The organism is Tateyamaria sp. GN1-10, assembly GCF_055693845.1.
Window position 1 is genome coordinate 669094 of the sequence record NZ_JBVFUR010000004.1, and the last position, 22515, is coordinate 691608.

Below are 22515 nucleotides of genomic sequence, written 5' to 3' on the forward strand. Positions count from 1 at the left end.
CCGCACAACGCGCCGTTCTTTGGCTCAAACGGTGCGGTGGCATCACATCAAACCTGCGCCGTTTGGGCAAAAAGCATCCGACCCATCACATAACCGACGATGAAATCGTTGGGCGCTGATATGCCCCGTAAAACAGCTGCAGACGGCGTCGCTCAATGCCATCAGGCCCGTCAGAAAACCCAACTGTAACAATTCTTGACTCCAAAACGGTTTGTCAGAACACGTTTTGCGGGAATACTGTCGCGTATAGACAATCTGGGGGATTGCTGATGTTCCGGGCATGTATTTTCGTTTTTGCATTGCTTTTACTGCTGCCGATGGTCGGCGCGACCGCAACATTTGCAGCGGGTGAACCGACCCAATCCCGGCCCGCCGATCTTCCTCTGCCTTCCAGCCTGCCACTCATCGATTACGAGAGGGCGTTGTTCCCCTGGATCGCCAAACGCGAATATGTCGGCCTCGGTTGGAACCGTGACAAAAGCTGGCGAGATACCGGCCCGTTCGTATTCAACATGAGCTTTGGGATTCATCCCGCAGTGCGCATGTACTATTCACCCGAAATCATGTCCTGGCTGGAAAACGGCCGCGAGGGCGTGATTGCAGATGGCGCAATCGTCATCAAGGAAATGGTGAATCCACCGTCTGCCAAATACAATGAACATCGCGCAGCGCTTGTCGAAAAGTACAAGGATGACCCCGAAAAAGTCGCCAAGGAAATGGCCGATTATGCCTATGACACCGGCGGGCTGAATTGGACGGTCATGGTCAAGGACAGCCAGTTGTCGCATGGCGGGTGGTTCTTTGCCTCGGTCTATTTCGCCGACAAGGACGACATGAAGGCGCGCAAGCCGGTCATCGACAATTTCCAGCCGCCCTACAGCCCACCGCTCGGAGCGGGCGGCGACGGGATGTGCATGCGCTGCCATGCGTCTGCGGCCGAAGAGCTGATCTTTTCCGCACTTGAGAACATCGAAGGATATCCGGGCGAACCGTTGATCTTCCGCGTCGATGAAAGCTGGCGGGACCTGCCAAAACAGCAAAAACCTGCATTCGGTGTGGACCTGACGACGTTGATCGAAGCCTATTTGAACGATCCCCACGATCCGGCCGCCATGCGCGCCGCACATGTGGCGGCCGCAACCGCGTCTCCCGTCGATCAGAACCCTGAGTTCACCGCCATGTTCCCCGGCACGGGCGGGGTCGATATTACGCGAGCCAACTTGCAGACCCTGCCAAGCGAATGGCTGGACCATGTGCCCGCCCGCCCCAATGACACCCAGCATTTCCTGACCTCCGACAACTGTCTTGGATGCCATGGCGGCCTGGGCGGCGCGCCATCAGGCGTGACCATGTTCATCAAGAACGGCCCGGACTATGGCGATGGCTACAACATCTCGGAATACGGCGAATGGCGCTGGTCCCCCATGGGTCTGGCCGGGCGTGATCCGATTTTCTATGCGCAACTGGAATCAGAGTTTGCACTGCTGGAACAGGCCGGTGTCGGCGACTTGTCCGGTAATCTGGGCACGACATGCCTGTCCTGTCACGGTGCCATGGGACAGCGCCAGCTTGAGATTGACGCACATGCCAATCCCGATCTCGGGCTGGACGGCAATAACTTCAAACCTGAATACGTCCTGTTGCATGACCCGCTGACACTGGAAGAAAAAGACCAGCAAATCGCGGACGGCACCTACCCCTATCACGAATATGGAAACCTCGCGCGCGAGGGCATCTCGTGCGCCGTGTGCCACCACATCGCGCCACCAGAGCGGGCAGATGGGCAACCGGATTACAACAAACTCGATACCTATCTGATGAACGGCACAACCGGGGTGTTCCGCATGAACGCTGCGGATGAATTGATCGGCCCCTATTCTGACGTCCGACAAAAGCCGATGCAGAATGCGATGGGCATCACGCCGCTGCACAATGATTACATCAAAGACAGCGAGATGTGTGGCGCCTGCCATACGATCAACCTGCCCAATGTGGATGCTGCAACTGATCAGCCATTGCCCGGGTTCACGCCTGCCGAACAGGCCATCCTCAACGACTCCGCAAAGAACGCGGTTGCGTTCCTGAAGGATGAGTTTGGCGTCACCTATCGCGAGCCGCTGGTGCAGTTTCAGCACTCGGTTGAACAGGCAACATTCATTGAGTGGCAGAACAGTGAATTCGCCGACGCGGGCACGGCGCAGTCCTGTCAGGACTGCCACATGAAAAGCAACTTCGAAACGCTGGATGGGACGGTGAATATCGAAAGCCTGACCACGCAAATCGCATCAATCCAGGACACCAACCTGCCCGAAGTGCCCAACGCGCTACCGCATGAAGAGATCGATGTGCCGTTCCGCGACACATACAAACGTCACAACTTTGTCGGCCTCAACGCCTTTATGGTGAAAATGTTGTCGCAGTTCGACGAAGAGATGGGATTGGGTCCCAAGGATCCAATGACTTACGCGACAAACGGCGCGCAGCTGTCACTCGACACGATGGCGCTGCAGGCGCGGGATGAAACGGCAGATGTTGCAATCGAAAGCCTGACGGAAAGCAATGGCACGCTCGAAGCCGTGGTCAGCGTCGATAACAAGACCGGTCACCGTCTGCCATCCGGCGTCGGCTTCCGCCGCGCATTTCTCGAAGTTCGAGTGACCGATGGCAGTGGCACGCAGCTTTGGTGTTCCGGTTGCACAAACGGCGCCGGGGTCATCATCGGACCAGACAAACAGCCCTTGAAAACCGAGTTCCTGGACTTTGTGCCCGAAGGCGCGACCGAGGCACTGTATCAGCCACATTACAATCTGATTGATGATGAGACACAGGTCCAAATCTACGAAGAGCTGACGCAGAACGCCAAAAAGGAATTCACGACCAGCTTCGTACATCGGGTTTATCACCCCAAGGACAACCGGTTGCTGCCATGGGGTGCAGCCGAACCCGGCACCGAGGCGTTCGTGAAACGGTTTGGCACGTCAGAGGTCACAGCCGCCTTTATGAAAGCAACAATGCCAGAAGGCCGGGCAGAGCATGATGAGGGCGTGAAAGCGGGAAAGGATGAACTGACCTACAAGATCGCGCTGCCATCCGGTGTCGACGCCAAGGATGTGACCGTCGCGGCCACACTCTATTCTCAGGCCATTCCGCCCTACTACCTCAAACAGCGCTTTGAAACGGCACCAAATGGTCCGGCAACACAGCGCCTGTACTATCTGGCCAGCCGCCTGAAAACCAAAGGTACATTGATCGAAGATTGGAAGCTGAAGATACAAGGGGACAGTGCTCAACTGCGCTAAAATTCCCATGCGCTTGCGTTTGTAAACGCTTTGCTTGGTCAAACCCACAATTGCATTTTATCCAGCTGACCCACACACCTTATGGTTGATTTTTTGAGCCTTTGCGTAGACGCTCGTCTCGAAGGAATTTTTTAAAGAGGTGTATTGTGTCAGATCGTTCAGATTTCAAATCCCGTCGCCAGTTTCTTGGCATGGCGTCAAGCGCAGCATTGATCGCAGGTGCCCCTTGGCCCGCGCGGGCGAACATAAATACGCAAAATGTCTACGAACTGGCAGCATCCGACGCTGCTGTTGCCAAAGTGCGGATTTACCCCGCGCTGGGCATTTGCCGCGTGGGGGGATCACCAAAATGGTTTTATGCGCCCGAAGTGCCGGGTCTGCCACCGCAGCCCGAGGACGGCAATTTCAAGGACGGGCTTGAGAAGGTCAAAAAGCAAGTTCAGCGCTTTCGCGTCTATGCCTTTGACGCAGAGGACAGGATCATTGGCGAAGTTACGGGCGAGGACATCACATGGGGTGTCCATTTGGCCAACACAAAGGCCAATTGGTACGGGTTCAACAATCCTCTCGATAATGGTGATCTGGCCCCCGGCCTGCCTTCGCAAAAGCGCAATCAATACTTTGTCACGAATGCGGACCGCGAAGAAAACCTGATCATCGACGGCGGTGCGCGCGAAATCTCGGGACTTGGCACCAATCAGGCTGGCAACGATCCCACCTACCAATTCGAAGGGACGTTCTGGGGTGGGCAGGCTGACGCAATCTCGGTCGGTTTGGGTCAACTTCGCACCGATGATGCCGGGCGCTTGCTGGTGGTCCCACCGGATGGCGTGTCCAATTCACCCAGCAATGCCGCAATCACAAGCTTTGCAGACAACAACGCTTGGCATGACGATTGGTGCGATGGTCCGGTCACCGCGCTGGTACAAATCGGCGATCAAGTGCTTGAGGCTGAACCGTCATGGGTGGCCTGTGTCGGTCCAAACTTCGCGCCGGAAATTCCCCCCATCACAACGCTCTATGACTTGGTCGCCGACCTGAACGTGCAGGAAGGCTGGTCAGACGCGCCAGCGCTTCCGATCTCATTCATGACATACATCTACCCAACCTTCAGGCGGGTTGCGTTGATGGAGTGGGTGACGCAAGCCGCTAACTTGCGTCAGGGCTGGATGGCGATTGGAGACCTGAGCGACCCTGCATATGTGGCGCAACTTGCTGACCCGTCGCCAGAGAATGCGGCGTTCCGGCAGTCCATCTTCGATCTGTTCCGCAACCCTTACAACCTGACTGACACGTCCTACATCGAAGAGCGACTGAAGATCCCTTATATGCTGGGCGATGGCGTGAATTATGACGGCAGCCCCCTGCAGTGGTTCCAGTTCCCCAAATTGCAATATGACTATCTAGTTGCTTGGGCGGCGGGTGACTTTGTCGACGATTATGACGGACAATCCCCCGAGGATACGACAGCAGACTACCAAACCTTTGATGACATCCCGCTCGAACTGCAACCGGGGGCGCTGACCCAAGCCGCGCTCGAACCCTGTTCCGGAGGGGCGTTCCATCCCGGGGTGGAACTGACCTACTACCTGCGGCTCAAAGAGATGTATGCGCGCAACTACGATGATACGGCCGAGCCTTTCCGCATCGCGCATGGGGATCGACCAAGCCTGAACCAGAACCTTGGCCGTTTGTTGACGCCCGAGATTGCGTTTGGAGGATTTGAAGATACGCCGCCCGCAATCGGACCACAGATGGCAGGCGACCTGACCCGGTGGATGGGCCTGCCATGGCAATGCGATGCATTCAGCTGCCAGCAGGTGCTTTTGCAGCAGAACTATCCCACCGCCGTGTGGTGGCCAGCCTTGCTGCCCATCGATGTGTTGCCCGAACCCTACTACGCCGCCAGCCTTGATGAGACCCTGACCGAAGCCGAGCGGGACAAGTTCCTTGCAAGCCGGGTCAACTGGTCGCGTGGTGTCGCAGGCATCGGGTACCACGCCAATTCCAGCTACTGGGATGGGATCACCAACATGATCACTGTGTGGGAACGGATGGGCTTTGTTGTCAGAATGCCGTCCCCGCAGGGCGACGTCTTTGTCGAGATGCAGCACGCCGACAACATGGAAACCCGGTTCGATTGGAACCCCGGTCAGGGGATGTTGCCCAATTGATCCATCAGGTTGCCGTCCTCGGGGGCGGGATCGCGGGGGCCGCGGCTGCGTTGCGTTTGGCGCAGGGCGGCCTACACCCCGTTTGGATCGCGCAGAACCGGCAGGATACCTTCAAACCGGGCGAACACCTCAGCGCCGCCGCCATTCCGCTGCTGAAAACACTCGGATCAGACGCGATGCTGCGGTCCGAAGTCCACCGGCATGCCCACAGCACCTATTCGGCCTGGGGCAGCGACATGCTGGTCGAACGCAATGCAATCGTTCATCTCGAAGGCCCACCTTTCGTCCTCGATCGCGGCGCGTTCGAGGATGCCCTGACGGCACAGGCGGTCGCTGCGGGTGCCCAACGGATTGAACAGGACGTTGGCAACCTGCGCGTTGCCGACGGGCTTTGGCACCTTGATACCGGCGACAATCAGATCAAGGCAGGTTTCGTGTTCGATGCCACCGGACGGAAAGCAATTGTCGCATCAAAGTTTGCAACCCGGTTTCAAGCCGACAAACTGAGCTGCCAATACGCTTTGTTCACCAGCTCGGCGCTGGAAGACCCAAGGCCCGTTACACTGATCGAGGCCGAAGCGCGCGGATGGTGGTACATGTCCGTCTTGGCTGACCAACGCGTCATCGTGAACTTCTATTCAGACGCGGACTTGCCCGGGTTTGAAAACGCGCAGCTCGAGGAAAATGCGCATCGAACCAAGGCCATATCAGCCTACCTCTCGGACTACGGTTATCGGATAAGCGGCGATGCCAAGCGGATCACGACAAACAGCAGCTGGATCGCCCCCGCCATCGGCGCTGGGTGGGTTGCCATCGGAGATGCGTCCGCAGCGTTTGACCCTCTTTCGTCGCACGGCATGACAACTGCACTTTGGTCCGCCATACAAGCTGCGGATGCGTTTGTCGCGCAGGATCGGGGCAAGATGCACGCCTACGCCGAAAATGTTGCCAACGGGGTCGAACAGTATCTGACGGCATTGCATCAGGTTTACAGCTCCGAACAACGATGGGTGGATCGCCCATTCTGGGCACGCAGGGCCGGCACATATGCCAAAACAGACAAGGTGCCGAAGGCTGAGAATACTTTTTGATTTCTTTTGCTTGGCGGGTAAACGGGTCCAAGGGCAGATCATCTGCCACATTCGAAACAGCTTCCGGGTGTCTCCATGCGCGCAGCCGTCGTCCGCACATTTAGCCAAGACTTGTCGATCGAAACGGTGGCCGACCCGGTTTGCCCCGACAACGGCGTCGTTCTTGAGGTCACGGCCTGCGGCGTTTGCCGATCCGACTATCACGGATGGACGGGTGAACATCCTCGCGTCCAAGACGGATCGATCCTCGGCCACGAATACTGCGGCACGGTGGTCGATGCGGGACCACATGCGAAACACGCGCTGGGCGACCGGTTGATCGCACCTTTCATCCTGTCTTGCGGCGACTGCTCAGCGTGCCACACCGGTGTGTCCAATACCTGCGAAAACCAGGTGGTGCCGGGTTTCGGGGTGCCGGGCGCCTATGCGGAATACGTGGCCGCGCCATTTGACCACAATCTGGTGCACCTGCCCGATACGATGACACCCGCGCTGGCCGCCGGGCTGGGATGCCGGGTGACCACCGCGTGGCATGCGCTGACCGATCGGGCCAATGCGCGGGCAGGTGAATGGGTGGCCGTACATGGCACCGGGGGCATTGGCCTTGCCACGCTGCTCTTGGCCAAGATGCTTGGGGCACAGGTGGTTGTTGTGGACGTGGTCGAGGAAAAGCTGACCCATGCCAAGTCCCTCGGCGCGGATGCAGCAGTAAACGCAGCCGATACCGACGCGGCCGCTGCGATCCGCGACATCACCGGCGGCGGCGCCCATGTATCTGTCGAAGCCCTTGGGATCGAAACGACCACCAACGCGTCGGTGGACTGCTTGCGCACCTTGGGCCGCCACGTGCATGTGGGTATGCCAGCGGGTTCCGGCATGATGCAGGTGAACATGCGGGCGATCTATACCAAGCAACTGTCCTTCTTCGGCACACGCGGCATGCCCGCGTGGAAGTACCCGTCGCTCCTGTCGATGATCGAGCGGGGCGATGTTGACCTGAGCCCCATGGTTGCGCGCGAGGTCCCTTGTCCGGTGCCAGCGCCGAATTGCGGGCCATGCATGGCCCCACCCCGCCGGGCACCGCTGTCATAACCAATTTCCAAGCCTAGCGTCCTAGTCGACGCAGAAGCCCCGCTTGCGCAGATACGCGCCAAAACCTGCACGTTCCGGCTGGCTGTATTGGCGCACCTTGTCGTCTGACCAAGTGTAGTGCTCCGCTTCTCCGAACGCTTCGACAAAACGCTGCTTTGCATATGGCTGCGCTTCGGCACGATCTGCGTCATAGGCGTGAACAGCGTCGCGCAGACCATCCTCCTGATATCGATCCGCATGGCACGTGACGCTCAACGGCAGTCGCTTTGCGATCTCGGGCGCATCGCTCGGATACCCCAGCGCCAGACCGGCGAAGGGAAACACGTGATCCGGCAGCCTGAGCAACTCAGATACGGCTTGCGCGTCGTTCCGCACGGCGCTGATTGGGCAGCATCCCAAGCCCACCGCTTCAGCCGCTGTAACGAATGCACCAAGGGCGATGGCCGCATCTGCCGTCGCATTGATGACCGCATCCATATGATCGTTGGCAAACGGCACGTCATGCCAGGTGTGCAACAACCGCTGACGCCGGTTGTTCCCGCAAAACACCAACAGCACAGGCGCCTGCGCGACCCACGCTTGGCCAGACACAAGCTTTGCAAGCTGTGCGCGCGCTTCGGGTGATTTCAACACAACGATGTCGCGCTGCTGCAAATCACTTTTGGTGGGCGACGCCAGCGCAATGGCGCAGAGCGTTTGCAACAGATCGTCCGGAACCGGCGTCGCTTCAAAGGCGCGGCACGACCCGCGGGCCGCCATCGATTGCAGCAGCGGCTCCTCTGACATCCCAGTATCGGGCGCGTCGGAATAGCGTGCGGCCAACGCAGTGTTCAGGTCTGGTTCGGAACTTTGTGTCATCCAGCCATCCGGATTGAATAATTGTAAGCTTTTCTAACAAGAAGCTTCAGAAATTATCGCACTCATTAAGCATTTCTGTAAGCTATACTCTGACACGAAACATGCAGCCCGGGAAAGTCCCAGCCAACCATGACAGCACATTCGCTCAAGGTAACCATCGAACGTGGCCCGGACACGTGGGATGTGTTCGACGTGCCCGCATACGAAAGCCAAACCGTGCTCGACGTTGTTTCTTGGGTGCAGCAGAATGCCGACCCAACGCTCAGCTACAGGTTCGCCTGCCGTGTGGGGATGTGCGGCAGTTGCGCGATGATGGTGAATGGCGTGCCCCGGTGGACCTGTCGCACGCACATGTCCAAGGTCCTCAAGGACAACGCGGTGACTATTGGCCCCCTGCGCAATCTGCCGGTGGTCAAGGACTTGGTCGTCGATATGGACCCGTTCTTTGACAAGTGGGTCGGGGCCGAGGGCGTGCATCATGGCACCCTGACCCGCGACGACCCAATCGCCCCGGTGGACGAAACCAGCGAAGCACGGGTCGAGGCAAATGCCGGGATCGAATGCATCAATTGTTCGGTTTGCTATGCGGCCTGTGACACCGTTGCGGGCAACCCCGACTACCTTGGCCCGGCTGCGCTGCAACGCGCATGGACCCTGCTCAATGACGCAAAGGACGAAGGGCGCGTCGCCATCCTCGACGCTGTTTCGGGCAGTGGCGGTTGTCATAACTGCCACTCGATGGGCTCCTGCACCACCTACTGTCCGAACGACCTCGACCCGATGTCCGCCATCGCCGGTCTGAAACGCGAAACGGCCAAGTCTTTTTTCCGGAGGCGCCGCTGATGCTGAGCTTGCGCCTCTACATGCTGCAACGGATCACGGCCCTCCTGATGGCACCGCTGGTGCTCGGCCACCTCGCCGTGATGATCTATGCAATCCAAGGGGGGCTCAGCGCCGCCGAAATCCTGGGTCGAACCCAAGGATCCATCGCTTGGTTCCTGTTCTACGGCCTGTTCGTCGCCGCCGTGTCGATCCACGGCGCCATCGGCCTGCGCACGGTTGTGCATGAGTGGGGTGGTTTGAAAGGCGCAGCGCTCGAGGCATTCATGTGGGTGGTGGGCTTTGGCCTCTTCGCACTGGGGGCACGGGCCGTCTGGGCCGTGACATTCGCATGAGGGCCGCAGGCATCACATCACGGGCGCATCCCCTGTGGCTCGCTTACATCCTGCACCGGCTGTCGGGGCTCGGCCTCGCCCTGTTCCTGCCGTTCCACTTCTGGATCCTGTCGCTGGCCCTGACGAACCCCGCGCGGCTGGATGGTTTTCTGGCGCTGACGGACATCGGCGCGGTCAAACTGGCAGAGGTCGGCCTGGTCTTTCTGCTGGCCGTCCACATGTTCGGTGGCCTGCGCCTCATGGCGATGGAATGGCTGCCCTGGACACCACCGCAAAAGACGCTCGCGGCAGGCGCGACTGCCCTGTCATTCCTGATCGCCACGCTCTTTCTGATGCAGGCGGTGTGACATGAAACTAAGCGATATCGAACGCCACGACACAGACATCCTGATCCTCGGCACCGGGGGCGCGGGCCTCTTCGCGGCGCTGCACGCACAACAGACCGCCCCCGAAGGCACCAAGATCACCATCGCGGTCAAAGGTTTGATCGGCAAGTGCGGCTGCACCCGCATGGTGCAGGGCGGTTACAACGTAGCGCTGGGCGGCGGCGACACGGTCGAGCGGCACTTCATGGACACGATCCAGGGTGGCAAATGGCTGCCCAATCAGGACATGGCGTGGCGACTATGCGAACAGGCCGTGGTGCGCATCCGCGAGCTGGAGAACGAGGTCGGATGCTTCTTTGATCGCAATCCCGACGGGTCGCTTCACCAAAAGGCATTCGCGGGCCAGACCGCTGACCGGACCGTGCACAAGGGCGACCTGACGGGAATCGAGATCATCAACCGCCTGATGGAAAAGGTGCTGGCGAGTGGCGTCGAGAAGATGCAAGAACACCGGGCGGTGGGCCTCATTCCAACGAAAGATCGCTCCGCGCTGGCGGGCGTCCTGATGATCGACATGCGCACCGGACGCTTTCGTCTGGTCCGAGCCAAAACGGTGCTGATGGCCACGGGCGGTGGCCCAACCATGTACAAATACCACACCCCCTCGGGGGACAAGACGATGGACGGCCTCGCCATGGCCCTGCGCGCAGGCTTGCCGCTGCGTGATATGGAGATGGTGCAGTTTCATCCCACGGGCCTCCTCGCTGGTGACCATACGCGCATGACTGGAACGGTGCTTGAGGAAGGGTTGCGCGGGGCAGGCGGGCAGTTGATCAACCACGCCGGCCAGCGCTTCATGTTCGACTATGACGGCAAGGGCGAACGCGCCACCCGCGACGTCGTCAGCCGCGGCATCTATGCCGAGATGCGCAAGAACAACAATCCGGATCAGGAAGGCGTGTTCATCTCCATGTCCCACCTTGGCCCGGAGTGGGTGGCTCAGAAATTCAAAGGCATGGTGAAACGCTGCGCCGACAGCGGCTTTGATCTCGCCGCGGGCAAGGTTGAGGTGGTGCCGACAGCCCACTATTTCATGGGCGGCGTCGTGGTCGATGTCGACACGCGCACCGCGATGGAGGGGCTATACGTCGCAGGCGAGGACGCAGGCGGCGCGCACGGCTCGAACCGGCTGGGTGGCAACGGGGTCGCCAACTCCACCGTCTACGGCGGCATCGCGGGTGACACGATGGGCCATGACGTGGGTGCGATGACGCTGCGCGACCCGGACGAAGGCGTGCTGGCCGCCGAGTTCGAACGCGCCACGTATCCCCTGACCCGGAAACCCGACCTGATCCTGCCCATGCGCAAGCAGCTACAGGACCTCATGTGGGAAGAGGTCGGCGTGATGCGGACCGAGGCAGGGATGAAACGCGGGCTAGAGAGCATCGCGCAGGTATCCGACGCGCTGATGAATGTTGGCGTGGACGCCAGCAACCTCGCCTTCAACCTGACGTGGCACGATTGGCTGAACCTCCGCTCGCTCTGCGACGTCTCCGAGGTCATCACCAAGGCTGGGATCGCCCGTGAAAACTCCCGTGGGGCGCATTATCGTGAGGACTTCCCCGAAGATGGCGGGTTGGAGAACAGCGATTTCACAGTCGCGACGCAAGACGGCGAAGGCGTCAAGGTCACCCGTGAACCGGTGAAATTTACCATCGTACGTCCCGGCGAAACGATCCTACCGGACGGCGAGCCAGAAACATTGGTGGCGGCGCAATGACCATCATCAAGTCGAAGAACCGGCGCGTATGCGCCATGCCCGACCTCCCCCCGGGGAGGGCATACAGAACCATCCGCCGTCATCCCGGTACCGCAGCTAGACTGAAAGTTGGTTTGCCCTTGTTGAAGCGCCTCCCGAGGTCGGGCATGGCGCATACGCTTGTACAGTCAGGAGACGTGACATGATCCCCATCTCCCTCATCCAATCCACCGCAGAAATCCTCATGGACAAGGCGGCCATCGAAATCCCGCAGGACTACCTCGACGGCTTGCAACACGCGGCCAAGACCGAAGACGGCGACCTGTCCTCCTTCGTCCTCAAGGCCATGCTCGACAACTACGAAGCGGCCAAGGAAGACCGCCGCGCCATGTGCGGCGACACCGGCGTGCCCCGCTGGTTCGTGAAGATGGGGAACGAGGCGCAGGTGGAGGGCGGCATGGTCGCCCTCGAAGCGGCCCTGCGCCGCGCCACGGCCAACGCCACCAACGGCGTGCCCCTGCGCCCCAACCGCGTGCACCCGCTGTGGCGCACGGATCACGACAACAACGTCGGCATCGGTGCACCCGAAATCGAATACGGGTTCGAGCCGGAAGGCGAATGGATCGACCTGATCACCGTGCACAAGGGCGGGCTGTTCGGCACCGACTACCGGATGCTGTTCCCGAGCGACGGCATTCAGGGGATCAAGCGGTTCTACCTCGACAGCCTGATGGCTTTTGGCAAACGCGGTCTTGCGTGTCAGCCCGCCATTATCGGCATTGGTCTGGGCGGGTCCAAGGACATCTGCATGACGCTGGGCAAACGCGCTTCGACCCTACGCATCGTGGGCAGCCGCAATTCCGATCCGCGGATTGCCGAAATGGAGGATGAGTTCAAGGACCTCGGCAACTCCATCGGCATGGGCGCCATGGGGTTTGTGGGCAAGAACATGGTGATCGATTGCAATATCGAGGTGGGCTATTGCCATACCGGTGGCATGCCCATGTCGGTCCACGCCTTCTGCCTGTCCTCGCGCCGCGCCGTCGCGCGCATCCATGCTGATGGCCGGGTGGAACATCGCACGGATCCCGACTGGTTCACCGACTACCAGCGCCGCGAAACAGTAGAATGGGAACCACAGCGAGAGGCCGCGGAATGAAGGTCCTCGTAGTTGGTGCAAATGGGGACATCGGTCAAGCTGCCTGCGACGCCTTGTCTGAACGCAACGAGATCATCCGGGCAGGGCGGTCTTCGGGCGATATTCAAGTCGATATCGCCGATCCAGCTTCCGTAGCCGAGATGTACAAAAAGGTCGGCCCATTGGATGCGCTTGTTTCTACAGCTGGCGATGCGCATTTTGCGGCACTTGTGGATCAGACCAAAGAAACCTTCATGATCGGTCTCACCCAAAAAGTGATGGGTCAGGTCAATCTGGTTCTGCAAGGCTTGGATCATCTGAACGACGGCGGTTCATTCACTTTAACAAGCGGTGTATTGGATCGAGATCCGATCCCGATGGCCACAAACGCCGCCGCTGCCAATGGGGCCTTGGGTGGCTTTGTGAAGGCCGCCGCGCTTGAGATGCCACGCGGTTTGCGCATCAATGTGGTCAGCCCTGAAGTGCTCGAAGCCTCCATGCCCCGCTATGGCAACTGGTTCAGAGGGCATATCCCGGTGTCGTCGCAAAAGGTCGGAGCGGCATATGTGAAATCCGTCGAAGGTGCCGTGACGGGCCAAGTTCTGATCGTGGAGTGAAACATGCGCGAAATCGTTCTATCGACCACCCCAACCGATGAGGCCATCGCCGACTTACGCCTCGGCGATGTCGTCTACCTCGACGGCCTAATGTACACAGCGCGCGAGGGTGTCTACATGCGCGCGCTTGAGGACAAGGCGAACATCCCGATGGAATTGCCCAGCCAATCGGCGGCGAATTTCCACTGCTCGCCAGCGGCCCGCATCAACCCCGATGGCAGCTTTGATATGGGGGCCGTCACCGCCACCGCCTCCTTCCGCTTTGCCAAATGGCTGCCGGAATGGATGGCCAAGACCGGGGCCAAGCTGATCGTGGGCAAGGGCGGCATGACCTCCAAGGACTACAAAGAGTACTTCGTCCCAAACGGAGCCGTCTACCTGTCCACGGTGGGCTATGGCACCGGTGCCTTGCTGGGTCGCGGCGTGGAGAACGTCGAAGCGGTGCATTGGAACGAGGAACTGGGCCTGGCCCAGGCCATGTGGGTCATCAAATGCAACCATATGGGACCGTTCATTGTGGCATCAGACCTGAACGGCGACTGCCTGTTCGAACGCGAAAACGCCAAGATTGCCGAAAACGTGGCCCGGGTGTACGAAGGCACCAAACCGGCCGTCCTCAAACGCTACGGCGAAAGCGATGACCGCACGGACGAGGTGATCTGAAGCATCCATGCCCGACCTGTCCCTGATCGCGTTTGCCAGCGCCGTCCTGTTGCTGGCAGGCACGGTAAAGGGTTTTATCGGGTTGGGGATGCCGACAGTGGCCCTGACCCTTCTCACATTTCAGCTTGATACCAGGTCTGCCGTGTCGTTGGTCGTCGTCCCCATGCTGCTCAGCAATGTTTGGCAGTTCTCGCGTGGTCCGGACAGGCTCGGGTGTGTCAAACAGCATTGGCGTTACGCGGCCATTCTGACCCTGTTTGTGGCCGCAACCGTCTGGTTCAGCCAATCCGCACCCGATGTATTTCTGCGTGCGACCTTGGGTGTTTTCGTTCTCGCGTTCTGCTTTCTCAGCTGGCGCAACATGGTGCCCCCCATCCCGACGCATCGGGTGCGCCTGTTCGAAGGATTAAGCGCCGTAATCGCCGGTTTGATCGGAGGCTTGACGGCCGCTTGGGCCCCGCCCCTGGTCATGTACCTGACCGGCCTCCGGCTTGACCGCGATGCTTTTGTGCAGGCACTTGGATTCCTGATCTCGGCAGGCAGCGTCTCGATCTTTGTCATGTTTGTTGCCGTCGGGCACAGTTCGGCCCCGGATCTGGCAGTCTCCACCTTCTTGCTGATCCCGGCGCTTATCGGTTTTTCAGCAGGCGAGCGCTTGAGACACCGGACGAACCCGGAACAATTCAGGACACTCTTCCTGGCAGCGTTTTCGGTGTTGGGTGCAAATCTGGTGTTGGGCGCGCTCTTGGGCTGACACGCGCCTACGTCAATTCGCTCAAAAGCAGACCCGCCCCCATCGCAAGGGTCAACAGGATCAGCAAACGCCGAAAGCCGATATCGCTCAGTCGGCGAAACACCATGATCCCAACCTGCGCCGCGATCAACCCGCAGGGAATTGTGATCATCAGCGCATTCACCGCAGCCTGATCATACGCCCCCTTGAAGAAAAGCAACGTGACCGTCGTGCTCAGAATGACCATGTTCAACGGCTGCATGACAGCGCGCGTCTCGGATTTGGTCCACGGGCGCACAGACAGCCACATGGCAGGCAAAGCACCCGACACGCCCGCCGTACCGCCAAGGACACCGCCCAGAAAACCAACAATCACGTCAATGACGGGGGTCTTGCGCGAAAATGACGGCAGCGCCGCACGAAAGCCAAAATATCCGCCATAGACAATCAGAAACACGGCAATCCCGATGCGCAGCGTCCCGGTGTCAATGACATCCAACAACAGTAGGCCAAGCGGCACACCCGCAAGCCCGGGCAGGATGAAACGGGCCAAACGGTCCGGACGGGCAAAGATGGACGCGCGCACGATCCACAGACCTTGAAGGCCCACCAGTACGGACATCAAAGCCACGATGGCAACAGACGTCGTGGGCGGCAGAACAACCAGGTAAAAACCCAGTGCAAACAATGCGGTGCCAGTGCCGGACAGGCCATTGATGAAGCCCCCCGCCGCAGCCCCCAGCGCAAGAAACAGGATCATGTCAGTGGTCATACAGTGTCTATGCCCTGCGGTCGCACGGCCGCAATGACCCCGGCCAGGGCATCGAAAATCTCATCAACGGCCCGCATCTTGATCTGATCTTCCGGGAAGGCCAACCCAAGCACCCGGGTCGGTGCGTCGGCACCAAGGCTCAATCGCTTCACGGGTACAGTCTCCAACGGTTTCACGGCAAGATCGGGCACAATCGACACACCCAGGTTGGCATGCACCATGCTGACAATGGCTTCGGGCGTATCCAATTCCATTGCCTCGGTCACGCGGATACGCTTCGACCTGATCCAATTGTCAATCAAGACTCCCAGCACCGCGTTCCGGTTGAAGCGGATGTATGGTTTGGTCGCGAGCAACCGCATGGGGTCATCTTCCCGCTCCTCCATGGCAGCGATCAATTGCATCGGCTCCTCGGTCAACGGGCGAAACACGATGCCCACGGGCATGAGGTGAGGTTTGGTAATGATCGCGGCATCCAGATGGCCGCGTTCAATATCGGCCAGCAATGTGCCCGTCAGCCCGGGGCGGATGTGCAGGCCAACGCGTGGAAACCGGCCTTTGAATATGGCCATGGCCTGCGGCGTCAGCCCCGTCAGCGTCGTGCCAAGGGCGCCCAGTTTCAGCACACCGCTCAACCCACCATCGGCCAGCACGGACGGAACAAGGGTGTCATAATCAGAAATCAGCTTACGCGCCTTTGCCACAACTTCATGCGCAACGGGGGTCAGTTCGGGTGTCCGCGTTGAACGGTTGAACAGGGCAAGGCCCAACTCGGCCTCCAACGCGCGCATTTGTTGGCTTACAGCGGCATGGGTGACGTGAACGGCGTCTGCCGCAGCGCTAAACGTCTTGTTGTCCGCGACCGCAACAAGGGTGCGCAGCAATCGAATGGTCATGTCACCCGCACCGCCTGAAAGTCAGTCTTTCAAACTCCATGGCTAGCGTCGCAAAGCCGAAAGATCAAACTGCAGCCCGAAGCGGACACCGCTGGAATGGCCCATAGGTTAGATCTGCGGGACGAAAGCCCGTGCATTCAGATCACAGACCAGACCGGAATCAAGCCGCAGGCGCCGGTCCAACACAAGCCCGTCCCGGCGGGCTGGTGTTTCGGCTGCTGCCCCGAACAGAATTTCTGTGGAATGTGCTTGGCGACCATAAAGCGCTACTGAATGTGCGGTGCGACACCACCCCACGGGCTTGCGTTGGTCAGGCTCAAGGTCGGCTCTGCGGGACAGAGCACCAATTCACTGCGTTCGCACCAATCGTTGCTTTTGGCACATTCGGCTCCATAGGGTGGCCTGCAGCGAGCCCATTCAGCTCGGTAGTGTGGGCGCAGCGAACGGCCGACACCGTGAACATGTGCGTGAAAAAACCAAAGTTTCTGCATTGACTTGAAGCTCTCCCACCACATCACCTGCATCCGCAGAGTTGCTAGTTTGTCGCAAATTTGGTAGAATTTTTTACTTCATCTATTTCGGAAGCGCTGATTTCGTACAAACGATTTGAGGTATTTTATGTTTAAGATTTTTGCACCTGCGGCATTGGCCGCACTTGTCTCCACCACTGCATTTGCGGACACGGACGGTAAGCACTACCCCGGCACCTTCTGCAAGGTGGCTGACAACTCTGAGGCGGGCACTGGCGCCGTGCGCTATGACCGCTTTGGTAAAATCATTAACAACTCCGACAACAACCGGATGCAGATCGTTTGCCCGATCCTGCGGGATGAGATCGACACGACCCGGGGGCTCGATGTCTCGGTTTATTACCACGCCAATAACGCCGACGATCCACTGGCTTGCGAATTGCGCGAGGTGCCCGTGATGGGCGATACCGACATCCGCCGCGACCGCTTTGTGCTGCGGAGCGTACCTTCGCTTACCGGGGTCGATGAACCAGTGTGCAACCCTAGCCTTTTGTTAACCGGCAGCAACCCGGGTGGTGCTTGTGCCTCACGCCTGAGCACACCCAACTCAACAGGGCCAAGCGCCAATCGAGCGGGTTCAGGCTGGACACTGGTCTGCGGGCTGCCAGCTCGCGATCCAACTCGGGGCCGTTCGGCTATCGCAAGTTACTATGTCTTTGAGACCAAGCAGTGAGCTCTGCCGCCTCCGCTGAATGACATCCCAGCCTATTGGAAGCGCCGCTCAATCCGCCGCAAGTGCTATGGCAATCACTTCATATTGCTTGGGATGCGCGTGCATAATTCGCAGCTTTAGCGAACCACAAACGTGCGCACGTGCTGACAGTGTTTTCTGGGGAACCAGTCGTGTCCAAAATCTGAGCCTTGCGTCTATAGCGGCATTGTCAACACATCGGACATAAACCTTTTTCAAGACTTCGTTTGGTTTTGGCACGTTTTTGGTGGATAGCCTCAGAAGCCGACATTGGTACATCGCGCAGCATCGGTCAAAGAGGGCTCGGAGCCGTCATCTGACGGTTTGGCTCGGTTGAATGGTGCCAGCTCGAAGCGGACCTTGGCCGGGGCATCAAATACGGCGCAGCTTCACGAAACCGACCGTTCACCGCATGTGCAAATTAGGTAGCAGGCGAACTTAGCAGCCACAGACATTTCCGACATACAGCCAACGCAGCCAAATGCCTGTCTTCAAACAGCGAACCCCGCCGTGTGCTGTCTTCCAATACCGTCTGGTTCGCTCCGGCGGACGGTTCTTTCTATCGCAAGAAAGGTCCTTTAGAAGAAAATTACACAAATATTACGGGAAGTAATGAACTTACGAGATTTAGAATACGTGGCTGCAGTTGCGAAGTGTGGTAACTTCAGCGCCGCTGCGGAGTATTGCAACGTCTCGCAGCCCGCTCTGTCAAACCAAATCAAAAAACTCGAGAAAGAGCTGGGCACTGATCTGTTCCTCCGCCTGAGCGGCGAGGTTAGACCAACAGCCTGCGGCCAACGCATCATAAAAATTGCCAACGAGATGTTGATCAGCGCTCAACGGATCAAAGACACGGCTACCGAGTTTCGCGACCCAGAAGCGGTGCCCTTTAACATCGGCCTGACCCCGACACTGGCCCCGTATCTGACCGACTACTTCTCAAAATTGTTCAGCGTCCTTTTTCCACGAATGCGGGTCACAATGATCGAAGACCTGCCGCAGAACATGTTGAAGATGGTCGAGGATCACAGCCTGGACGTGGCCTTGGTGGCGAAACTCAATCACAATCCGACGCTCGAATTCACGTCGATCTGGGAAGAGCCTTTGTATTTGGCAGTTCACCAGGGGCACCCGCTTGCGCCACTCCCATCCATCCGGCCTGAAGACGTGCCAATACATGACTTAATTCGTCTCCCGCATTCGTTCGGATACGAACTTGAAGAACGGTTACCTACACCTGACCAGGCATCACGCGGGTCCAAGAAATTCGACCTGACTGCGCTGCGTTTCGAAACCATCTGTCGGCATATCTGCCATTCGGACGATTGCACGATTGTCTCCGCCCTCGCCGCCGAGCAGTTCCGCCAGGACAATTGGCCTTTGTCCTTCATCCCGTTCGAAGCCCCGGGGAACCTTCGCAACCTCGGTGCCGCGTCGCGATTGAACTGCCCCCGAAAACCGCTGCTTGCCAAGATCGGGACCTATATCCAGGAAAATCCACCGAAAGGCGTCACGCCAACATTTGTGGCGTGACGCGTTTTTTCCTATTCGATAAAGGTGCGCGCCAACCGGTCGCTCAGCGGCTGGGTCAGGTAGCTCAGGGCCGTGCGTTCGCCCGTATTCACAAACAGGTCGGCGGGCATACCCGGCACCAGATCCAGTGCGGCCACCTCTTGGGGTTGGACGTCATCCAGTTTGACACGCGCGGTGTAATAGTAGTCTCCGGTGCGCTCGTCTTCGAGGCTGTCGGCAGAGATGTCGATGATGCGGCCCTCTGCCTCGGGCACATCGCCCTGATCAAAGGCGGACAGACGCACGCGTGTGGACTGACCAACATAGAGTTTTTCGATGTCGGCCGTATTCACACGCGCCTCGACCACAAGCGGTTGGTCAATCGGCACGATGTCCAGAATGGGCGCCCCCGGACGGACAACACCGCCTGCAGTGAACACCGTCATCTCGACCACCCGGCCACCCACGGGCGCAGTGATTGCCACACGCTTCAGCCGTTCCGAGGCGCCGATAAACTGCGGCTTGAGCGTGGCAAGTGACGCGTCGATCTGCGCCAGTTCGGTCGAGGTTGCCTCGTCTCGCAAGGTGCGTGCGCCGATGCTGGCCAGTTGCAACTCGCTGATCTGGTTGCGGGCCTGCGCCTCTTGGGTCAGCAGGGCGGCATCCACACCGATCAGGCGCTCGACCTCGACCCGGCGCGCATTCACGCGCGCCGCAGCGACAAGGCCCTTGTCCAGCAGCGTTTGCAGGTTGCCCAACTCCTGGCGGGTGATGTCCAGCTGCCGGGTGTTGGAGGCGCGTTGCGATTGCAGGCCGCTCACTTGATCCTCGAGATTGGCGATGCGTTGTGCTGTCAGCGCCTCTTCGGCATCGCGCGACCGGCGTTCTGCATCGAATAGCAGCTTCTGGGTGGTGAATGCCGTAGCCCACGTTGCGGGGTCCAGTTCGACACGCATCATCTGCGCAACGGACGCTTGATCAAATGTATCGGCTTCCTGCAGCTGAGCCATCAGCCGCGCACGGCGCACTGATAGATCGCTGAGCTGGCTTTCGATCACGTCCAGATCGACGCCCAGATCTGTGCTGTCCAACTCCAGTAGGGTCTGGCCCGCTTCGACCAGATCGCCGTTGCTGACAAGAATGCTGCTGACGATGCCGCCATCCAGATGCTCGACCGTCTTGCGATTGCCTTCGACCACAAAACTTGCTTGGGCCACAACTGCGCCATCCAGCTTTGACACCGTTGCCCAATAGGCGGCACCGCCAAGGAAACTAATGACGGCCAACAGCCCAAAGATCACAAAGCCGGTGATACCAGCGCCAGAGGCCTTGGGTTGAACGCGGTTGTACTCTTCAAGGCGCAGAACGCCGGTTTTGCGGGTGGGGGTGAGTGCAGTTGTCATTGTGCTGCTCCTTTCACAGCGGCCAGTTGTGCGGCGGTCATCTGGGCCACCGGTGTGCTCTGCTGGCGCGGACGCAGGATGTCTTCCTTGTCGCCAAAGCCGGTTTGCGTGCCTTTGTTGAGTGTCAGAACCTTGTTGACGGCCTCCAACGTGCTTGGGCGATGCGTCATCACGAAGGTGACGGCCCCGCGTGCGCTGGCGCCACGAATGGCGTTGCGCAGTGCCGCCTCGCCTTGGGCGTCCAGGTCGGAATTCGGCTCATCCAGAACCAGAATGAACGGATCATCATAGAGCGCGCGCGCAAGTGCGATCCGTTGGCGTTGACCGCCGGACAGATGGAAGCCATTGCCGATCTCTGTCGCGTAGCCATCGGGCAGGCTGCTGATCAGGCCGTGCACATCGGCGGCGACGGCCGCGGCCAGCACCTTGCTGTCGTCGATCGACGTTGAAAACCGCGCAATGTTTTCGCGAATGGTCCCATCGAACAGATGCACATCCTGCGGCAAGTAGCCCACCAACTGTCCCAGCTCTTCGGGATCCCATTTGGCCATGGGCGTGCCATCAAGGCGAATGGCTCCGCGTTGCGGGGTCCAGATCCCGGCCAGCATCTTTGCCAGCGTTGACTTGCCGGACCCGCTGTGACCGATCACGGCCAAAACATCGCCAGCCGACAGGGCAAACTCGATCCCGCCGATGGTGGCGTTTTGCGCCAAGGGCGGGCCCGCCTGCGCGATTGCTGCGTTCAGCGAGATTTGCGGACGCGGCAGTGCCAACCGCTTGGGCGGCTCGGAGTAGGTTTCGGACAGGGCGCGCAGGGTCTTGTACGAACCACGTGCAGCCAGGAAGGTGCGCCACTGACCGATCAGTTGATCGATGGGCGCAAGCGCACGGGCCAGCACGATGGTGGCGGCAATCATCACACCGGCGGTGGCCTGACCGCTGACGGCAAGGGCGGCGCCCAAACCCAACATGCCCGATTGCAAGGCCATGCGGGTCGTCTTGGACATCACCGAAAAGCTGGCCAGCCGGTCAGACACCCGGGATTTCAGGTGATGCGCATTGTGTTGCAGAGCTGTCCAACGCCGGGCGAGATCACCAGTCATACCCATTGCGTGGACAAGCTCTGCATTCTGTTCACTAGAGGTGAACAAACTGTCGGACCTGGCGCGCGCCTCGCCAGCGTCTTGCATAACATCGGCAGAACGTGCGTTGTTGATCAGGGCCATGAGTGTCAGGAACAGCGCGCCGGCAAGACCAAGAGCGCCAAGATAAGGGTGCAGAACATAGAGCACACCCAGGTAAAGCGGGATCCACGGTGCATCGAAAAATGCGACCAGAGTGGGCCCCGAAATGAAGTCGCGCATGCCGTTCACATCGGCGGCGGGGTTGTCGCCACTGGCCTTACCTTGAACCCGGCGGCGGATCGAAGCCTGCAAGATCGGCGCGCCAATCTCCAACTCAAACCGCGCGCCAAGGCGGCTGAGGATACGCATGCGGATCAGGTCCAGAAGACCGGTAACCAGGAAAACACCACCCAGCAGGATGCTGAGGGCAATGAGGGTGTCCATGTTCTGGCTGGTCAGCACGCGATCATAGACTTGCAACATGTAGAGGGGGCCGGCCAACATCAGCAGGTTCAGGATCATGCTGAAGAAGCCGATGGCGACAAAGCCGCTGCGCAGCTTGCCCCATGCGGATTTAACGGTGGATTTTTTCTGAAACATTTGGGTGATCTCTTTTCAGCGTGAAGAGGTGGCGGCCTGTGCCGCCACCTCGGTGTGTTTTG

The 22515-nt window shown here is 59.3% G+C and carries 19 protein-coding genes and 1 pseudogene; 15 read left to right on the top strand and 5 right to left on the bottom strand.

From position 1 onward, the window contains the following. Positions 1-299 precede the first annotated feature (299 nt). From ACZ1HN_RS05135 to ACZ1HN_RS05150, 4 genes are all read left to right on the top strand, one after another. The gene (locus ACZ1HN_RS05135; RefSeq protein WP_472726717.1) at positions 300-3299 is read left to right on the top strand and encodes a hypothetical protein; all 3000 of its coding nucleotides are present in this window, start codon (positions 300-302) and stop codon (positions 3297-3299) included. Between the two features lie 146 nt (positions 3300-3445). Then, the gene (gene goxA / locus ACZ1HN_RS05140) at positions 3446-5473 is read left to right on the top strand and encodes a CTQ-dependent glycine oxidase GoxA (RefSeq protein ID WP_472726718.1); all 2028 of its coding nucleotides are present in this window, start codon (positions 3446-3448) and stop codon (positions 5471-5473) included. Then, positions 5470-6564 carry a glycine oxidase maturase GoxB gene (gene goxB / locus ACZ1HN_RS05145; RefSeq protein WP_472726719.1) on the top strand — a complete coding sequence of 365 codons (1095 nt, stop codon included), beginning with the start codon at positions 5470-5472 and terminating at the stop codon, positions 6562-6564. The genes goxA and goxB overlap by 4 nt, the downstream gene beginning before the upstream one ends. Positions 6565-6639: 75 nt before the next feature. Beyond that, on the top strand, positions 6640-7656 hold the full coding sequence (locus tag ACZ1HN_RS05150; RefSeq protein WP_472726720.1) for a zinc-binding dehydrogenase: 1017 nt from the start codon (positions 6640-6642) through the stop codon (positions 7654-7656). A 21-nt stretch (positions 7657-7677) separates the two neighbouring features. Here ACZ1HN_RS05150 and ACZ1HN_RS05155 read toward each other — a convergent pair whose 3' ends face one another. Then, positions 7678-8514, bottom strand: coding sequence for a nitroreductase family protein (locus ACZ1HN_RS05155; RefSeq protein WP_472726721.1), 837 nt, complete (start codon positions 8512-8514; stop codon positions 7678-7680). 129 nt (positions 8515-8643) lie between these two features. Here ACZ1HN_RS05155 and ACZ1HN_RS05160 point away from each other — a divergent pair, with 129 nt between their 5' ends. From ACZ1HN_RS05160 to ACZ1HN_RS05195, 8 genes are all read left to right on the top strand, one after another. Further along, positions 8644-9357: a succinate dehydrogenase/fumarate reductase iron-sulfur subunit gene (locus ACZ1HN_RS05160; RefSeq protein WP_472726722.1), complete on the top strand. Its 714-nt coding sequence runs from the start codon at positions 8644-8646 to the stop codon at positions 9355-9357. Continuing rightward, entirely contained in the window at positions 9357-9689 is a 333-nt protein-coding gene (locus tag ACZ1HN_RS05165; RefSeq protein ID WP_299770835.1) for a succinate dehydrogenase/fumarate reductase transmembrane subunit, read from the top strand. Before ACZ1HN_RS05160 ends, ACZ1HN_RS05165 begins: the two co-directional genes overlap by 1 nt. Beyond that, positions 9686-10036, top strand: a complete 351-nt coding sequence (locus ACZ1HN_RS05170) for a succinate dehydrogenase/fumarate reductase transmembrane subunit (RefSeq protein WP_299211595.1) — start codon at positions 9686-9688, stop codon at positions 10034-10036. The genes ACZ1HN_RS05165 and ACZ1HN_RS05170 overlap by 4 nt, the downstream gene beginning before the upstream one ends. 1 nt (position 10037) lies before the next feature. Beyond that, positions 10038-11795, top strand: a complete 1758-nt coding sequence (locus ACZ1HN_RS05175) for an L-aspartate oxidase (protein WP_472726723.1) — start codon at positions 10038-10040, stop codon at positions 11793-11795. Positions 11796-11976: 181 nt separating this feature from the next. After that, complete coding sequence (locus tag ACZ1HN_RS05180) at positions 11977-12933, top strand: fumarate hydratase (protein WP_472726724.1); 957 nt, start codon at positions 11977-11979, stop codon at positions 12931-12933. Beyond that, positions 12930-13529, top strand: a complete 600-nt coding sequence (locus tag ACZ1HN_RS05185; RefSeq protein WP_299211586.1) for a short chain dehydrogenase — start codon at positions 12930-12932, stop codon at positions 13527-13529. Before ACZ1HN_RS05180 ends, ACZ1HN_RS05185 begins: the two co-directional genes overlap by 4 nt. Before the next feature lie 3 nt (positions 13530-13532). After that, positions 13533-14192 carry a fumarate hydratase C-terminal domain-containing protein gene (locus tag ACZ1HN_RS05190; protein WP_472726725.1) on the top strand — a complete coding sequence of 220 codons (660 nt, stop codon included), beginning with the start codon at positions 13533-13535 and terminating at the stop codon, positions 14190-14192. Positions 14193-14199: 7 nt separating this feature from the next. Beyond that, a complete protein-coding gene (locus tag ACZ1HN_RS05195) occupies positions 14200-14946 on the top strand; it encodes a sulfite exporter TauE/SafE family protein (RefSeq protein WP_472726726.1) in 747 nt (248 codons plus the stop codon). A gap of 7 nt (positions 14947-14953) precedes the next feature. Here the strand turns inward: ACZ1HN_RS05195 and ACZ1HN_RS05200 are convergent, their stop codons facing one another. Both ACZ1HN_RS05200 and ACZ1HN_RS05205 read right to left on the bottom strand, forming a co-directional pair. Further along, the gene (locus ACZ1HN_RS05200; protein ID WP_299770846.1) at positions 14954-15697 is read right to left on the bottom strand and encodes a sulfite exporter TauE/SafE family protein; all 744 of its coding nucleotides are present in this window, start codon (positions 15695-15697) and stop codon (positions 14954-14956) included. Further along, positions 15694-16593, bottom strand: a complete 900-nt coding sequence (locus ACZ1HN_RS05205) for a LysR family transcriptional regulator (RefSeq protein WP_472726727.1) — start codon at positions 16591-16593, stop codon at positions 15694-15696. The genes ACZ1HN_RS05200 and ACZ1HN_RS05205 overlap by 4 nt, the downstream gene beginning before the upstream one ends. Positions 16594-17211: 618 nt before the next feature. Between ACZ1HN_RS05205 and ACZ1HN_RS05210 the strand changes: the two genes are divergently transcribed. From ACZ1HN_RS05210 to ACZ1HN_RS05220, 3 genes and pseudogenes are all read left to right on the top strand, one after another. Then, entirely contained in the window at positions 17212-17796 is a 585-nt protein-coding gene (locus tag ACZ1HN_RS05210; protein WP_472726728.1) for a hypothetical protein, read from the top strand. Between the two features lie 630 nt (positions 17797-18426). Next, positions 18427-18600 (top strand): annotated as a pseudogene (locus ACZ1HN_RS05215) (LysR family transcriptional regulator); the annotation flags it as partial. 36 nt (positions 18601-18636) lie between these two features. Continuing rightward, entirely contained in the window at positions 18637-19347 is a 711-nt protein-coding gene (locus ACZ1HN_RS05220) for a LysR substrate-binding domain-containing protein (protein ID WP_472729279.1), read from the top strand. Positions 19348-19358: 11 nt separating this feature from the next. Here ACZ1HN_RS05220 and ACZ1HN_RS05225 read toward each other — a convergent pair whose 3' ends face one another. Together ACZ1HN_RS05225 and ACZ1HN_RS05230 are read right to left on the bottom strand one after the other, a co-directional pair. Then, on the bottom strand, positions 19359-20729 hold the full coding sequence (locus ACZ1HN_RS05225; RefSeq protein ID WP_472726729.1) for an HlyD family type I secretion periplasmic adaptor subunit: 1371 nt from the start codon (positions 20727-20729) through the stop codon (positions 19359-19361). Further along, entirely contained in the window at positions 20726-22453 is a 1728-nt protein-coding gene (locus ACZ1HN_RS05230) for a type I secretion system permease/ATPase (protein ID WP_472726730.1), read from the bottom strand. Before ACZ1HN_RS05230 ends, ACZ1HN_RS05225 begins: the two co-directional genes overlap by 4 nt. Between the last annotated feature and the right edge of the window lie 62 nt (positions 22454-22515).